Source organism: Geodermatophilus sp. SYSU D00779 (genome assembly GCF_054050595.1).
In genome coordinates this window covers 16,256-31,262 of the sequence record NZ_JBJGZQ010000022.1, presented here as the reverse complement: position 1 = coordinate 31,262, position 15,007 = coordinate 16,256, and the positions used below count along the sequence as shown (strand labels likewise).

Annotated in this window: 13 protein-coding genes; 10 read left to right on the top strand and 3 right to left on the bottom strand. The window is 73.7% G+C overall.

Translation table 11 applies throughout. The features are described from left to right. Window positions 1-138 precede the first annotated feature (138 nt). Window positions 139-861 carry a GntR family transcriptional regulator gene (locus tag ACI79G_RS17380; protein ID WP_456882428.1) on the bottom strand — a complete coding sequence of 241 codons (723 nt, stop codon included), beginning with the start codon at window positions 859-861 and terminating at the stop codon, window positions 139-141. A 230-nt stretch (window positions 862-1,091) separates the two neighbouring features. Here ACI79G_RS17380 and iolC point away from each other — a divergent pair, with 230 nt between their 5' ends. The 9 genes from iolC to ACI79G_RS17335 all read left to right on the top strand — a co-directional run bounded on the left by iolC (window position 1,092) and on the right by ACI79G_RS17335 (window position 11,017). Continuing rightward, the gene (gene iolC, locus ACI79G_RS17375) at window positions 1,092-2,054 is read left to right on the top strand and encodes a 5-dehydro-2-deoxygluconokinase (RefSeq protein ID WP_456882368.1); all 963 of its coding nucleotides are present in this window, start codon (window positions 1,092-1,094) and stop codon (window positions 2,052-2,054) included. After that, window positions 2,047-2,985, top strand: a complete 939-nt coding sequence (locus tag ACI79G_RS17370; RefSeq protein ID WP_456882367.1) for a class I fructose-bisphosphate aldolase — start codon at window positions 2,047-2,049, stop codon at window positions 2,983-2,985. The genes iolC and ACI79G_RS17370 overlap by 8 nt, the downstream gene beginning before the upstream one ends. An 86-nt stretch (window positions 2,986-3,071) precedes the next feature. Next, window positions 3,072-3,983, top strand: a complete 912-nt coding sequence (gene iolB / locus ACI79G_RS17365) for a 5-deoxy-glucuronate isomerase (protein WP_456882366.1) — start codon at window positions 3,072-3,074, stop codon at window positions 3,981-3,983. Next, window positions 3,980-5,929: a 3D-(3,5/4)-trihydroxycyclohexane-1,2-dione acylhydrolase (decyclizing) gene (iolD, locus tag ACI79G_RS17360; protein ID WP_456882365.1), complete on the top strand. Its 1,950-nt coding sequence runs from the start codon at window positions 3,980-3,982 to the stop codon at window positions 5,927-5,929. Before iolB ends, iolD begins: the two co-directional genes overlap by 4 nt. A 31-nt stretch (window positions 5,930-5,960) precedes the next feature. Then, window positions 5,961-6,947 carry a sugar phosphate isomerase/epimerase family protein gene (locus tag ACI79G_RS17355; protein ID WP_456882364.1) on the top strand — a complete coding sequence of 329 codons (987 nt, stop codon included), beginning with the start codon at window positions 5,961-5,963 and terminating at the stop codon, window positions 6,945-6,947. Continuing rightward, window positions 6,944-8,032, top strand: coding sequence for a Gfo/Idh/MocA family protein (locus ACI79G_RS17350; RefSeq protein WP_456882363.1), 1,089 nt, complete (start codon window positions 6,944-6,946; stop codon window positions 8,030-8,032). The genes ACI79G_RS17355 and ACI79G_RS17350 overlap by 4 nt, the downstream gene beginning before the upstream one ends. Further along, window positions 8,029-8,985 (top strand): sugar phosphate isomerase/epimerase family protein, encoded by a 957-nt coding sequence (locus ACI79G_RS17345; protein WP_456882362.1) that lies wholly within the window; start codon window positions 8,029-8,031, stop codon window positions 8,983-8,985. The genes ACI79G_RS17350 and ACI79G_RS17345 overlap by 4 nt, the downstream gene beginning before the upstream one ends. Window positions 8,986-8,997: 12 nt before the next feature. After that, window positions 8,998-10,491 carry a CoA-acylating methylmalonate-semialdehyde dehydrogenase gene (locus ACI79G_RS17340; RefSeq protein ID WP_456882361.1) on the top strand — a complete coding sequence of 498 codons (1,494 nt, stop codon included), beginning with the start codon at window positions 8,998-9,000 and terminating at the stop codon, window positions 10,489-10,491. 91 nt (window positions 10,492-10,582) lie between these two features. Continuing rightward, the gene (locus ACI79G_RS17335; RefSeq protein WP_456882360.1) at window positions 10,583-11,017 is read left to right on the top strand and encodes a hypothetical protein; all 435 of its coding nucleotides are present in this window, start codon (window positions 10,583-10,585) and stop codon (window positions 11,015-11,017) included. A gap of 75 nt (window positions 11,018-11,092) precedes the next feature. Here the strand turns inward: ACI79G_RS17335 and ACI79G_RS17330 are convergent, their stop codons facing one another. Both ACI79G_RS17330 and ACI79G_RS17325 read right to left on the bottom strand, forming a co-directional pair. Beyond that, window positions 11,093-12,559, bottom strand: a complete 1,467-nt coding sequence (locus ACI79G_RS17330; protein WP_456882359.1) for a sugar porter family MFS transporter — start codon at window positions 12,557-12,559, stop codon at window positions 11,093-11,095. Between the two features lie 248 nt (window positions 12,560-12,807). Further along, on the bottom strand, window positions 12,808-13,587 hold the full coding sequence (locus tag ACI79G_RS17325) for a DeoR/GlpR family DNA-binding transcription regulator (RefSeq protein WP_456882358.1): 780 nt from the start codon (window positions 13,585-13,587) through the stop codon (window positions 12,808-12,810). Window positions 13,588-13,781: 194 nt separating this feature from the next. Between ACI79G_RS17325 and ACI79G_RS17320 the strand changes: the two genes are divergently transcribed. Next, window positions 13,782-14,990 (top strand): FUSC family protein, encoded by a 1,209-nt coding sequence (locus ACI79G_RS17320; RefSeq protein ID WP_456882357.1) that lies wholly within the window; start codon window positions 13,782-13,784, stop codon window positions 14,988-14,990. Window positions 14,991-15,007 lie beyond the last annotated feature (17 nt).

Below are 15,007 nucleotides of genomic sequence, written 5' to 3'. Positions count from 1 at the left end.
CGGATGCCTTGGCAATTCTCGCCGCTCCGCTGTGAGTGTCCCCACCACGAGTCGGCAGATGTGGCCGTCACCACGGCTCCCCCCGGCGCCATCGCGGCACAGGTCGTGCCGAAACGCCGCTGCACGGGCAGGGTCGCGTCAGCGGCCGACGAGCGTGGTCTCGAAGTCGTAGCGCGAGGCGCGGTAGACGTGCCGGCCGTACTCGACGGCCACGCCCTGGTCGTCGAAGGCGGTGCGCTGCATGGTCAGCAGCGCCGACCGCGGCGGCTCCTCGAGCAGCCGGGCCTCCTCGGCCCGGGCCAGCCGCGCGCCGATGCGCTGGTGGGCCACCCGCAGGTGCACGCCCTGGGCCCGCAGGTACTGGTAGAGCCCGCGCTCGGTCAGCTCCTCGACGGTCGGCTCGAACCGGCCCGGCAGGTGGTTGGCGAGCAGCGCCAGCGGCTCCCCGCGCGAACGGCGCAGCCGCCGCACGACGACGATCTCGTCGCCCTCGGCCACGTCGAGCTCCTCGGCCACGTCGGCCGGGGCCGCGATCCGCTCCAGGGACAGCACCTCCGTGGTCGGCGCCTCCCCGGACCGGGAGAGGTCGTCGTAGAGGCTGGTCAGCTCCACGGAGCGGCGCACGTGCGGCTGGATCACCTGGGTGCCCACCCCGCGCTTGCGGACCACGAGCCCCTTGTCGACCAGCTCCTGCACCGCCCGTCGCACGGTGGGCCGCGACAACCCGTAGCGCTGGGCCAGCAGGACCTCGTTCTCCAGGCGGGAGCCGGCCGGCAGGTCGCCCCCCGCGATGGCGCCCTCGATGGCCTGGGCCAGCTGGAAGTACAGCGGCGTGGGACTGGATCGGTCCAGGTCGACCATCAGCACGGGGCCCTCCTCCGGTGCGGCGCCACGGGGCTCGGCCGGCGACTCGGCAGCTCCGCGGACCGATGATCGCACCTCTGCACGTCCTGTTGTCCTCACCTCATCGGGGGGCGACCGACAACCGGACGTCCTGTTGGCTTTATGTCCTTACAAAGTCTTGACACGTTGCTGTGTCGCGGAGCACAGTCCCAGGGGCAGGCGGACGACGAGCAGGGGGACGGAGCACCGTGGCAGACACCCTGGAGATGGTGGTGATGGGCCGCAGCGGGGTGGATGTCTACCCGCTGCAGGTCGGCGTCGGGCTGGAGGACGTCGAGACGTTCGGGAAGTTCCTCGGGGGCAGCGCGGCGAACGTCGCGGTCGCCGCGGCCCGGCTCGGCCACTCCAGCGCCCTCGTGACCGGGGTGGGCGACGACCCGTTCGGCCGTTTCGTCCGCCGGGCGCTGCGCGACCTCGGCGTCGACGACCGGTTCGTGGTGGTCGACCCCGCGCACCCCACGCCGGTCACCTTCTGCGAGATCTTCCCGCCGGACGACTTCCCGCTGTACTTCTACCGCCGGCCCGTCGCGCCGGACCTGCAGATCCGCCCGGAGGACCTCGACCTCGGGGCCATCCGCGACGCCGGGCTGTTCTGGACGACGGTCACCGGGCTGTCCGAGGAGCCCAGCCGGTCGGCCCACCACGCGGCGTGGGAGGCCCGGGGTCGCCGCCGGCACACCGTGCTCGACCTCGACTACCGGCCGATGTTCTGGGCCTCGCCGGAGGAGGCCACCGCCGAGGTACGGGCGGCCCTCCCCCACGTGACCGTCGCCGTCGGCAACCGCGAGGAGTGCGAGGTCGCCGTCGGCGAGACCGACCCCGACCGCGCCGCCGACGCGCTGCTCGACGCCGGGGTGGAGCTCGCCATCGTCAAGCAGGGCCCGCGCGGCGTCCTCGGCAGGACGCGCACGGAGCGGGTCGTCGTCCCGCCCACCCCGGTCGAGGTGGTCAACGGCCTCGGCGCGGGCGACGCGTTCGGCGGCTCGCTCGCGCACGGCCTGCTCGCCGGGCTGCCGCTGGAGCAGCTGCTGCGCAACGCCAACGCCGCCGGGGCGATCGTCGCCTCCCGGCTGGAGTGCTCCACCGCGATGCCCACCGCCGCCGAGATCGAGCAGCACGTCACCGCGTCCCTGGAGGGCACCCGTGTCTGACACCGCACTGTCCCCCACCGAGGCCCCCGCCCCCGACACCCGCGGTCCCCGCCCGGTGTGCACCACCTACGCCGAGGTCACCGAGCTGCGCAGCCGGGACCCGCAGGCCATCCGCCGGGCGCTGGCCGCCCGCCGCCGGCGGCCGGCCTTCCTGCCCGAGGACGGCCGGCTCATGCTGGTCGCCGCCGACCACCCGGCCCGCGGGGCACTGTCGGCCCAGGGCCGGCCCTCGGCGATGAACAGCCGCACCGAGATGCTCGACCGGCTGCGCACCGCACTGGCCCGCCCGGGCGTGGACGGCCTGCTGGCCACCGCCGACATCGCCGAGGACCTGCTGCTGCTCGGCGCGCTCGAGGACAAGGTCGTCGTGGCCTCGATGAACCGCGGCGGCCTGGCCGGCGCCAGCTTCGAGCTCGACGACCGGATGACCGGCTACGACGTCGCCGGCGTGGTCGAGGCCCGCTTCGACGCCGCCAAGATGCTCAACCGGATCGACCTCGACGACCCCGGCACGGTGCGGATGCTCGAGACCGCCGGACGCGCGGTCACCGACCTGGCCCGCGCCGGCGTCGTCGCGATGCTCGAGCCGTTCCTGTCCCGGCGGGTGGACGGCCGGGTCACCAACGACCTGAGCCCGGACGCGGTCATCAAGTCGGTGCACATCGCGCAGGGCCTGGGCGCCACCTCGGCCTACACCTGGCTCAAGCTGCCGGTCGTCGCGGAGATGGAGCGGGTCATGGACGCCACGACCCTGCCCACGCTGCTGCTCGGCGGGGACCCCTCCCGCCGGCCCGAGGAGACCTACGCGCAGTGGCGCGCCGCCCTCGCCCTGCCGGCGGTGCGCGGCCTGGTCGTCGGCCGCACCCTCCTCTACCCGCCGGACGACGACGTCGCCTCCGCCGTGGACACCGCGGTGTCCCTCGTCCACTGAAGAAGGGCCCTCCTGCCCCCACCGCTCGCAGGCTCGCGGCGGGCCCCTGCAGGAGGGCCACCCGCGCCTCTCACCAGGAGCAGCTGATGACCGCGACCACTGCGTCGCAGCACCTGCCCGCCGGTACCGCCGCTGCGGGCCCGTACGCCCTCGAGGTGACCCCGGAGTCCGCCGGGTGGGGGCACTCGAGCCTCCGGGTGCTCGAGCTGCCCGCCGGCGGCAGCCACGACCTGGACACCGGCCCCGACGAGGTCCTCGTCGTCCCGCTGGAGGGCGGCCTGACCGTGACCTGCGACGACGAGGTGCTCACCCTCGCCGGGCGCAGCGGCGTCTTCGCCGGGCCGACCGACTTCGCCTACCTCCCGCTCGGGGCCTCGGCGACCCTGTCCAGCCGCGGTGGGGGGCGGTTCGCCCTGTGCGGCGCCCGCGCCCGCCGGCGGCTGCCGGTGCGCTACGGCCCGGCCGCCGACGTGCCGGTCGAGCTGCGCGGCGCCGGCCGGTGCAGCCGGCAGGTCAACAACTTCGCCACGGCCGGTGTCTTCGAGGCCGACTCGATCATCGCCTGCGAGGTGATCACCCCGGGCGGCAACTGGTCGTCCTACCCCCCGCACAAGCACGACGAGACGAGCGAGGTGGAGAGCGAGCTCGAGGAGATCTACTACTTCGAGGTCGCCCCCGGGCCGGAGGGCCAGCCGGGCCTGGCCTACCAGCGGGTCTACGGCACCCCCGACCGCCCGATCGACGTGCTGGCCGAGGTGCGCGACGGTGACGTGGTGCTCATCCCCCACGGCTGGCACGGCCCGTCGATCGCCGCCCCGGGTCACGACCTCTACTACCTCAACGTCATGGCCGGCCCCGGGGACGAGCGCGCCTGGCGGATCGTCGACGACCCCGCGCACACCTGGATCCGCGGCACCTGGGCCGACGAGCCGGTCGACCCCCGCCTCCCCCTGCACGCCCCCACCGGCACCGACGAGAACGGAGCCCCCCGACCGTGAGCGAGTACCCGCCCCCGGCACGCACCGAGACCGTGCGGCTGACCGTCTCCCAGGCCGTCGTCCGCTTCCTGGCGCAGCAGTACACCGAGCGCGACGGGCAGCGGCAGCGGCTGTTCGCCGGCTGCTTCGGCATCTTCGGGCACGGCAACGTCGCCGGGCTGGGCCAGGCGCTGCTGCAGGCCGAGATCGACGAGCCCGGTGCCCTCCCCTACGTGCTGGGCCGCAACGAGCAGGCCGTCGTGCACACCGCCGTCGCCTACGCCCGGGCCAGGGACCGGCTGCAGACCTGGGCGGTCTCCACGAGCGTCGGCCCCGGCTCGACCAACATGCTCACCGGCGCCGCGCTGGCGACCATCAACCGGCTGCCGGTGCTGCTGCTGCCGGCCGACACCTTCGCGACCCGCTCGGCCGGCCCGCTGCTGCAGGAGCTGGAACGGCCCGACAGCGGCGACGTGACCGTCAACGACGCCTTCCGGCCGGTGTCGCGCTACTTCGACCGCATCTGGCGGCCCGAGCAGCTGCCCGGCGCGCTGCTCGGCGCGATGCGGGTGCTCACCGACCCGGCCGAGACCGGCGCGGTCACCCTCTGCTTCCCGCAGGACGTGCAGGCCGAGGCCTTCGACTGGCCGGTCGAGCTGTTCGCCGAGCGCACCTGGCACGTGGGGCGGCCGCTGCCCGAGCGGGCCGCCCTGGAGCGGGCCGTCGAGGTGATCCGCTCCGCGCGCCGCCCGCTGGTCGTCGCCGGCGGCGGGGTCATCTACTCGCAGGCTTCCTCGGCGCTGGACGCGTTCGTCAGCGCCACCGGCATCCCGGTCGGGCAGACCCAGGCCGGCAAGGGCGCCCTGCCCTACGACCACCCGCAGTCGGTGGGCGCCATCGGCTCCACCGGGACGACGGCGGCCAACGCCCTGGCCCGCGAGGCCGACGTCGTCATCGGGATCGGCACCCGCTACCAGGACTTCACCACCGCCTCGCACACCGCCTTCAACGACCCCGGGGTGCGGTTCGTCAACGTCAACATCGGCTCGCTGGACGCCGTCAAGCACGCCGGCGTCGGCATCCAGGCCGACGCCCGGGAGACGCTGACCGCGCTGACCGAGGCGCTGGCCGGCTGGTCGGTCGACGACGCGTACCGCAGCCGCACCGCGGAGCTCGCCGCGGCGTGGGAGGCCACCGTCGAGGCCGCCTACCACCCCGAGGTGCCCAGCGCCGGCGAGGGCGGCCGGCTCACGCAGAACGAGGTCATCGGCATCGTCAACGAGGTCTCCGCCCCGCGGGACGTCGTCGTCTGCGCCGCCGGGTCGATGCCCGGCGACCTGCACAAGATGTGGCGGGTCCGCGACCGCAAGGGCTACCACGTCGAGTACGGCTACTCCTGCATGGGCTACGAGATCCCCGGCGGCATCGGCATCCGGATGGCCAGCCCCGACCGCGACGTCTTCGTGATGATCGGCGACGGCTCCTACCTGATGATGCCGACCGAGCTGGTCACCGCCGTCCAGGAGGGCGTCAAGATCGTCGTCGTCCTGGTGCAGAACCACGGCTTCGCCTCGATCGGCGCGCTGTCCGAGCAGCTGGGGTCCCAGCGCTTCGGCACCCGCTACCGCTACCGCTCGGCGTCCGGCCGGCTCGACGGCGACGTGCTGCCGGTCGACCTCGCCGCCAACGCCGCCAGCCTCGGCGTCGACGTACTCGTCGCCCAGGACGGGCCGAGCTTCGAGGCCGCGCTGCGCAAGGCCAAGGCCAGCGACCGGACGACGGTCGTGCACGTCGAGACCGACCCGCTGGTCGACGCCCCCTCCAGCGAGTCCTGGTGGGACGTGCCGGTCGGCGAGGTGTCCACGCTGCAGAGCACCCAGGACGCCCGCGCGGTCTACGACCGCTGGAAGGCCGTCCAGCGGCCCGCCTACCTCGCGCCGTCCGAGCGCGGCACCTCCCCGTCCTGATCCGCCCGCCCCCCTCCGGAAGAGAGAAGAGATGACCGTGCAGAACGCCGCGGCTGCCGACCAGACCAGCCGGCAGCCCAGCCGGATCAGGGTCGGGTCGGCACCCGACTCCTGGGGCGTCTGGTTCCCCGACGACCCGGCCCAGGTGCCGTGGCAGCGGTTCCTCGACGAGGTCAGCGCCTGCGGCTACGAGTGGATCGAGCTCGGCCCCTACGGCTACCTGCCCACCGACGCAGCACGGCTGTCCGACGAGCTGGCCGCCCGGGGCCTGCAGGTGTCCGCCGGCACCGTGTTCGAGCACCTGCACCGCCCCGACTCCTGGGACGCGGTGTGGAGCCAGGTCAAGGACGTCGCCGCGCTGACCCAGGCCATGGGCGGCACCCACGTGGTGGTCATCCCCGACACCTTCCGCGACCAGAAGACCGGCGCCGACGTCGAGTCCCGCGACCTCACCCCCGAGCAGTGGGAGGCCAAGACGACGGGGGTGACCCGGCTGGGCCGGGCGGTGCAGGAGGAGTACGGCCTGTCGATCGCCTTCCACCCGCACGCGGAGACGCACGTGGGCTGGCAGCGCGACATCGAGCGGTTCCTGGCCGACACCGACCCGCAGTACGTGCCGCTGTGCCTGGACACCGGGCACGTCAGCTACTACCGCGGCGACAACCTCGAGCTGATCGACAAGTACCCCGAGCGGATCGGCTACCTGCACCTCAAGCAGGTCGACCCGGCCGTCATCGACCGCGTCCTGGCCGAGGACATCACCTGGGCGGCCGCGGTGCCGATGGGCGCGATGACCGAGCCGCCGAACGGCGTCCCGGCCTACCCGCCGCTGTTCGAGGCGATCGAGGCGCACGGGCTCGACGTCTTCGCGATCGTCGAGCACGACCTGTACCCGTGCCCGCCGGACGTGCCCTTCCCCATCGCCCAGCGCACCCACCGCTACATCGGCAGCTGCGGTTTCCCGTCGCTGCAGATCGGTGCCCCCAAGACCGCCACCCCTGAGGAGGACCGGGCGTGACCACCGCCGAGACCCGCGCCGGGGCGCTCCCGGACCTCGCCGACGTCCCCGCCCGCGACCTGCGGGTCGCCGTCCTGGGCGTCGGGATGATGGGCGCCGACCACGTCGCCCGCCTTCACAGCCGCATCTCCGGCGGGCAGGTCGTCGCGGTCAGCGACGCCTACACGGAGAAGGCCGAGCACGTGGCCGCCACCGTGCCCGGCTGCCGGGTGATCGGCGACCCGCTGGCCGCCATCGCCGACGACGACGTCGACGCCGTCCTGATCGCCACTCCCGGCCAGTTCCACGAGGAGCAGGTGCTCGCCTGCATCGAGCGGGGCAAGCCGGTGCTGTGCGAGAAGCCGCTGACCATGGAGGCGGCCAGCTCGCTCGCCGTCGTGCGGGCCGAGGACGAGTACACCGCCCGCACCGGCCGCCGGCTGGTCCAGGTCGGCTTCATGCGCCGCTTCGACCCCGAGTACGCGGAGCTCAAGGCGCTGATCGACGCCGGCGGTCTCGGCGAGCCGCTGGTCGTGCACTGCGCCCACCGCAACGCCGCCGTCCCGCCGCACTTCACCAGCGAGATGATGGTCAACGACTCGGTGGTGCACGAGGTCGACGTCGCCCGGTTCCTCCTCGACGAGGAGATCACCGCGGTGACCGTGCTGCGGCCGCGGGCGACCCGGCACGCCGTGGCCGGCCAGTCCGACCCGCTGCTGGTGCTGTTCGAGACCACCGGCGGCCGGATGGTCGACGTCGAGTGCTTCGTCAGCACCGGCGTGGGCTACGAGGTGCGCACCGAGGTGGTCGGCGAGGACGGCAGCGCGATGATCGGCCTGGACGCCGGGCTGGTGCGCACGTCCGGCGGGCAGGCGGGGGCGACCCGGTCGACCGGCATCGCCCCGGACTTCCGGCAGCGCTTCGGCCGGGCCTACGACATCGAGCTGCAGCGCTGGGTGGACGCCGCCCGCCGCGGCGAGGTCGACGGCCCGGGCGCCTGGGACGGGTACGCCGCCCAGGCGGTGTGCGCCGCCGGCGTGGAGGCGCTGCGCTCCGGCCGGCGCACCGAGGTCCGGCTGGAGGAGCGCGGGGGTACGCGGTCATGAGGATCGCCCTCGACCCGCAGATGCTGCGCACCGTCCCGCTGCTGGAGCTGCCCGACGTCGTCGCCGGCATGGGTTACGAGTGGATCGAGCTCTCGCCCCGCGAGGACTTCATCCCGTTCTTCAAGCACCCGCGGGTGGACACCGCCACCGTCCGGGCGTTCAGGTCCCGGCTGGCCGACGCCGGCGTGGGCGTCACCTCGCTGCTGCCGGTCATGCGCTGGTCGGGCCCGGGCGAGGTGGAGCGCCAGGCCGCCGTCCGGTACTGGAAGCGGGCGATCGAGATCTGCGTCGAGCTCGGCGTGGACACGATGAACTCCGAGTTCAACGGCCGCCCCGAGGCACCGGAGCTCGCCGAGGCGATGTTCTGGCGGTCGATGGAGGAACTGCTGCCGGTGTTCGAGCGGGAGGGCGTCAAGCTCGCGCTCGAACCGCACCCGGACGACTTCATCGAGCTCGGCCTGCCGGCGCTCGACATGATCCGCGGCATCGACTCCCCGTGCGTGTCCTTCCTGTACTGCATGCCGCACACGTTCCACCAGGGCGACGACGCGGCCGGGATCATCGCGGACGCCGGCGAGCTGCTCACCCACGTGCACGTGGCCGACTCGATGGACCACCGGGCCTCCGACGGGCTCCGCTACATCACCAACCCGCCGGGCAACACCACCCGCGTCCACCAGCACATGGAGCTCGGGCGCGGCGACGTGGACGCCGACGCGACGTTCGCGGCGCTGGCGGGGATCGGCTTCGACGGCGTCCTGACCACCTGCGTCTTCGGCTGGGACGACCAGGCCCGCGAGTCCGGCATCCGCATGCTCGACGCGATCCGCCGGCTCGTCGGCAAGCACTTCCCCGCCGGGACGCTCCCCGACGCCGACGCGGCCGGACCCGACGCCGGCACCTCGCGGCCGAACTTCCCGCAGACCCCGGTGCCCGACGACACCGCCCCCTGAGAGAGGCCCACCATGCCCCCGCACATCCCGCACTGGATCGAGGGCGCCCGCCGCGAGGGCGCCAGTGGCCGCACCGGAGAGGTGACCGACTCGGCGACCGGTGAGGTCATCGGCGAGGTCGCGCTGGCCAGCGTCGAGGAGGTCGACACCGCGGTCGCCGCCGCCTCGGCCGCCTTCCCGGGCTGGCGCGACACCTCGCTGGCCAAGCGCACCGCGGTGCTGTTCCGCTTCCGCGAGCTGCTCAACGCCCGCAAGCCCGAGCTGGCCGCGATCATCACCGCCGAGCACGGCAAGGTCCTCGACGACGCCCTCGGCGAGGTCTCCCGCGGCCAGGAGGTCGTGGAGTACGCCTGCGGCGTGCCCTCGCTGGTCCGCGGCGGGTTCACCGAGAACGCCTCGACCAACGTCGACGTGCACTCGGTGCGCCAGCCGCTCGGGCCGGTCGCGATCATCAGCCCGTTCAACTTCCCGGCGATGGTGCCGATGTGGTTCTTCCCCATCGCGATCGCCACCGGCAACACCGTCGTCCTCAAGCCCAGCGAGCAGGACCCCTCGGCGTCGCTGTGGATGGCCGAGCTGTGGAAGGAGGCCGGGCTGCCCGACGGCGTCTTCAACGTCGTCCAGGGCGACAAGGTCGCCGTCGACCGGCTGCTGGAGCACCCCGACATCCAGTCGGTGTCCTTCGTCGGGTCCACCGCGATCGCCCAGTACGTCTACGAGACCGGCACGAGGGCCGGCAAGCGGGTGCAGGCCCTGGGCGGGGCGAAGAACCACATGGTCGTGCTGCCCGACGCCGACCTGGACCTCGCCGCCGACGCCGCGGTGAACTCCGGGTTCGGCTCGGCCGGCGAGCGGTGCATGGCGATCAGCGCGGTGGTCGCCGTCGGCGGGGTGGGCGACGACCTGGTCGCCCGCATCGCCGAGCGGACCCACACCCTGCGCACCGGCGACGGTCGCAAGGGCTGCGACATGGGCCCGCTGATCAGCAAGCGGCACCGCGACCGGGTCGAGTCCTACGTCGCCGCCGGTGAGGAGGAGGGCGCCAAGCTCGTCGTCGACGGCCGCCGGGTGCAGCCCGACGGTGCCGAGGACGGGTTCTGGCTCGGTCCGACCCTGATCGACCACGTCGAACCGGGCATGAGCGTCTACCGGGACGAGATCTTCGGCCCGGTGCTCTCGGTGCTGCGGGTGGACACCTACGAGCACGCCGTCGAGTTGATCAACCGCAACGAGTACGGCAACGGCACCGCCATCTTCACCAACGACGGCGGCGCCGCCCGGCGGTTCCAGCACGAGGTGCAGGTCGGGATGATCGGCATCAACGTGCCCATCCCGGTGCCGATGGCCTACTACTCCTTCGGCGGCTGGAAGAACAGCCTCTTCGGCGACACGCACGCCCACGGGGCCGAGGGCGTGCACTTCTTCACCCGGGGCAAGGTCATCACCAGCCGCTGGCTCGACCCCAGCCACGGCGGCCTGAACCTCGGCTTCCCGCAGAACGCCTAGTCCACGCACCGCACCGCGATCATGGCGCGGTGACCACCGTCCGGGCTCCCGGGGTGGTCACCGCGCCATGATCGTGTCTGGAGGGAGAGCCATGGCGGACCAGCGGTCGCACCCCCAGGTGGAGCTCGGCCAGCAGCTGTACCCGGTCCTCGAGCAGTGCCGGAAGCCGGAGGTGCTGTGGGCCGAGCTGGCCACCGGCACCTACGACTGGCTCGGCGTCCGGCGCAACGGCAAGTACGTCCTGGGACGGCCACGGCTGTCCGCCGTCGTCCCGGAGGAGCCGGTGCCGCCTCCGGACGACGCCCGGCACCCGCACCGCATCGAGTGCCTGGGCCCGCTGCAGCGGACGCCGCGGTGGGAGGCCCACCCGACACCCGAGGAGGCCAGGGAGGCCTTCCGGCGGATGGTGGCCGGCGACCCCGTCACGCCGCTGCAGAGCTCCGGCGTCTGGCGCGCGCGGCTGGTGCTCGACGGCCGGTCGGTGGAGGAGCGGCTCGTCGTCCGCCCCTTCCCCCGGGTGGTCTGACCGGCCCCGGACGCGCCGGCGCCCGCCACCCCCGGGGAGGACCGGGGGTGGCGGGCGCCGGCGGGGCCGGGGTGCTCAGCCGCCCCGGACGCCGGCCGGGGCCTCGTGGACGAGGTGCGCGGCGTCGTGCGTCCGGAAGTCGTCCTCGAGCTCCTCGAGCGTGCGGCCGCGGGTCTCGGGGGCGAACTTCTTGGCGAAGAGCCACGAACCGACGTTGATCAGCGCGAAGAGCCCGAAGGTCGGGGTCGCGCCCAGCGCGGCGACCAGCGGCGGGAACGCGAAGGAGATCGCCGCGTTCACCGTCCAGAGCACGAACACCGCGATCCCCATCGCGAAGCCCCGGATCGTCATCGGGAAGATCTCGGAGAGCAGCAGCCACACCAGCGTGCCGATGAACGTTTGCACGAAGAAGACGACCAGCAGCATCGCCGCCAGGATCAGATAGCTCCGGAACGCCGACTCGGGGAGCAGGAACGACAGGGCGAGGACGGCGTGCCCGGCCGCGACCCCCGTGAACCCGGTGAGCAGCAGCGGTCGGCGGTTGTGCCGCCCGATGAGGACGATGCCCAGGATGGTCCCGATGATCGCCACGACCCCGACGGTGATGGTCAGGATCAGCGATGCGCTCGCCCCGAGGCCGGTCGACTCGAGGATGGTCGGCGCGTAGTAGTTCACCGTGTTGATGCCGGTCGCCTGCTGGATGGTGGCCAGGCCGCAGCCGATCCACAGGATCCGGCGCATCCACGGGTAGGCCCGCAGGTCGCGCATGGCCGCGCCCTTGTCCTCGCTGACGTCACGCTGGGCGTGCGAGGCGATGATGGTGTACTCCTCGGCCGCCTCCGCCGGGGCACGGCCGAGCTCGAGGACGCGCCGGCTCTGGTCGAGCCGCCCGCGCACGGCGTACCAGCGGGGCGAGTCCGGGAGGAAGAACATCCCGACGAACAGGGCCACCGCGGGGACCGTCGCGACGCCGAGCATCCACCGCCAGACGTGCGGGTCGTGGATGATCGCGTCCAGCAGCGCGTTCATGGCGAAGGCGAGGAACTGGCCGGTCACGATCATCAGCTCGTTGATCGTCACCATGCGCCCCCGCCGGTCGACGGGCGCCATCTCGGCCAGGTAGAGCGGGCAGGTCACCGCGGCGGCACCGACGCCGAAGCCGAGCAGGATCCGGCCGATGGTCATGACCACCACGTTGGGCGCGATCGCGCAGATCAGCGCACCGAACAGGAACAGCCCCGCGCAGACCAGCAGGCTGCCCTTGCGGCCGAGGGCGTCGGCGAGCTTGCCGCCGAGGAGGGCACCGAACGCGGCCCCCGGGAACAGCAGGGAGCTGACCACGACCGCCTCGCTGAGCGGGGTCAGGTTCAGGTCCTCGCCCATGTACAGCAGGGCACCGGAGATGACCCCGGTGTCGTAGCCGAACAGCAGGCCGCCGAGCGTGGAGATGACGGTCAGCTTGATGAGGAAACGGTTGTTCGCAGGTGAGCGCTGCGCACCGGCGGACGTCCCGCCGGAGTGGCCGCCGTGGGAGGAGTGCATCGCCGACATTGGCGCCTCTTCTCGGGATCAGGCCGGATACGGCCTGGGATGCGGAATGACTGACAGAGCGGTGGCACGCCCAGTTCCCGCCGTTCTTCGATCGGCGACGCTAAGCGGGCAGAATGGCGGGTTGCAAGACGCGTGCGTGTTCGGGATCGCACATTCGCGGGTGCATGTCGCACATCCCGGTTCAGGGCGCGCGACGCCGGAAGAGGACCCGGCGACGAGTGGTGGTCGGGCCCGAGCGCTCAGGAGCCGACGACATGAGCGACCACCCCCACCCGTTCCAGCGCGGCCTCGAGCCCGGCGGGTGGCCGGCGGTCGCAGACCACCGCCGTCAGCCGGTCCAGCGCCCCGGTGAGTGCCGGCGCGGAGGTCCCGAACACCTCGTGGGTGACGACGAGGACGACGTCGTCGGCGATCTCCATGAGCCGGCGCTGCACGCTGGCCTCCGCCGGCGACTGCGCGTACAGGCCGCGGGAGTCGACGGCGGCCGGCGACACGAAGAAGGTCCGTGCCCGCAGCTGGGCGAGCGCGGTCTCCGTCGTCGGCCCCACGAAGGCCGAACGGGCCGGGAGGTACTCGCCGCCCAGCGCGACCACCCGCCCCGCGCGCTCCCGGGTGAGGAACGCCAGCGCGGGCATCGAGTGGGTGATCACGCAGCCGGTGAAGGGCCCCGGCAGGGCCCGGGCGATCGCCACGCCCATCGGGCCAGCGTCGACGGCGACGGTGTCCCGGCTGCCGACCAGGCCGGCGGCGTGCTGCGCGACCCGCTCCTGGTCCTCGGTGTGCTCGGCCTCCGGGAACGCGGCCCGCCGCAGTTCGCGCGGAGCGAGGCTGGCCCCGCCGTGGACCAGCCGCACGCGGCCGGTCGTCTGCAGGTCGTGCAGGTCCCGCCGGATCGTCATCTGGGAGACCCTGAGCTGCCGGGCCAGGTCGGCGACGGACAGGAAGCCGACGGTCCGCAGCGTGGTCAGGATCCAGGCCCGCCGGTCGGGCGCCCCGCGGCGCGGTCCCGGGGCGGTCACGGCCCGACCCCCGGCTGCCCGTGCGGCGCGGTTCCCCCGCGGCGAGCCGGGGCGCCGCAGCCCCCTGCACCACCGAGGATGGACCGGTGACTCCCTGGCGCCGACGGGTCGGGCGACCCGTCCGAGGCCGCGCCGCCGCACTGGTCCTCCTGGTCCGCGGGCGGGGCCGCACGGCCGCCTTCCGTGCGGCCCGCATGACGGGGGCGACGGTCGCCGCCTTCCTCGTCGCACAGGCGGCCGGGCTGCACACCCCGCCGCCCCTGATCGCCGCGCTCACCGCCCTGCTGGTGGTGCAGGCCACGCTGAGCAGCACCCTGGTCAACGGTGTCCAGCGGGTGCTGAGCGTCGTGTCCGGAGTGGCCCTGGCGGTGCTGTTCGCCGCCGTCGTCGGGCTGACCTGGTGGAGCCTGGCGGCGCTGGTCGCGGCGTCGATCCTGGTCGGTCAGCTGCTCCGCCTGGGTCCGCACCTGGTGGAGGTCCCGATCAGCGCCATGCTGGTGCTCGGCGCGTCGGGCACGGAGTCCGTCGGCGCCGGCCGCGTGGTCGAGACGCTCATCGGGGCGGCCGTCGGCGTGCTGGTCAACGTGGTCTTCCCGCCGGCGGTGCAGACCCGGTACGCGACGCAGGCCCTGGAGAGGTTCGCCGACGAGATCGCGCGCCTCCTGCACGACGCGGCGTCGACTCTGCGCGCCGGCCCCGTGACGCCGGAGCAGTCGACCCGCTGGCTGGAGGACGCCCGCCGGCTCAACCGGCACGCCCCGCGGGTCGACCGGGCGCTGGCCCACGCCGAGGAGAGCCGCCGGCTCAACGTCCGCGCTCTGCGGGTCCCACCGGTGGGCGGGGGGACGCGGACCGGCCTGGACGCCCTCGAGCACGCCTCCGTGTCGCTGCGCACCCTGTTCCGGGCGATCGACGACGCCACGCGGGAACGCACCGGCGTCGAGGAGGACCCCGGGTACGCCGACATCGTCCGCCGCACCGTGGCGAGCCTCCTCGAACGCATGGGCACCGTGGTCCGCGAGTTCGGTCGCGTGCTGGTCACCGAGGCGCGCGACGACGCCGAGGGTGCCCGGGACGGCGGAGCAGTCCGGGACGGCACCGGAGCCGACCGGCTGGCCGGGGCCCTGGAGGCGCTGCGCAGCGGACGGGCGCTGATGCAGGACCTGCTGATCGGCGACCCGCGCAGCCACTCCGGTCTCTGGGAGCTCAACTCGACCCTGCTGGCGACCATCGACCGGATGGTGGACGAGATCGGCGCGGTCGACCGGTCGCCGGTGCGGCGGGCCGCCGACCCCTCCCGGGCGCGGCGCGCCGCCGTGACGGCGGGACAGCGCCTGCGCATCGCCCGGCGGTCGCCGGCCGGACAGGGCGCCGGGCCGCTGTCCCGGGGGGACGTCGGCTGAGCGGACGCCGCCCCCGG

Excerpts from the sequence above, each read along its gene's own strand:
- ACI79G_RS17340 (WP_456882361.1), top strand. The coding sequence starts at position 8,998 with ATGCCCCCGCACATCCCGCACTGGATCGAGGGCGCCCGCCGCGAGGGC.
- ACI79G_RS17380 (WP_456882428.1), bottom strand. The coding sequence starts at position 861 with ATGGTCGACCTGGACCGATCCAGTCCCACGCCGCTGTACTTCCAGCTG.
- ACI79G_RS17345 (WP_456882362.1), top strand. The coding sequence starts at position 8,029 with ATGAGGATCGCCCTCGACCCGCAGATGCTGCGCACCGTCCCGCTGCTG.
- iolB (WP_456882366.1), top strand. The coding sequence starts at position 3,072 with ATGACCGCGACCACTGCGTCGCAGCACCTGCCCGCCGGTACCGCCGCT.
- ACI79G_RS17355 (WP_456882364.1), top strand. The coding sequence starts at position 5,961 with ATGACCGTGCAGAACGCCGCGGCTGCCGACCAGACCAGCCGGCAGCCC.
- ACI79G_RS17330 (WP_456882359.1), bottom strand. The coding sequence starts at position 12,559 with ATGCACTCCTCCCACGGCGGCCACTCCGGCGGGACGTCCGCCGGTGCG.
- ACI79G_RS17320 (WP_456882357.1), top strand. The coding sequence starts at position 13,782 with ATGACGGGGGCGACGGTCGCCGCCTTCCTCGTCGCACAGGCGGCCGGG.
- ACI79G_RS17335 (WP_456882360.1), top strand. The coding sequence starts at position 10,583 with ATGGCGGACCAGCGGTCGCACCCCCAGGTGGAGCTCGGCCAGCAGCTG.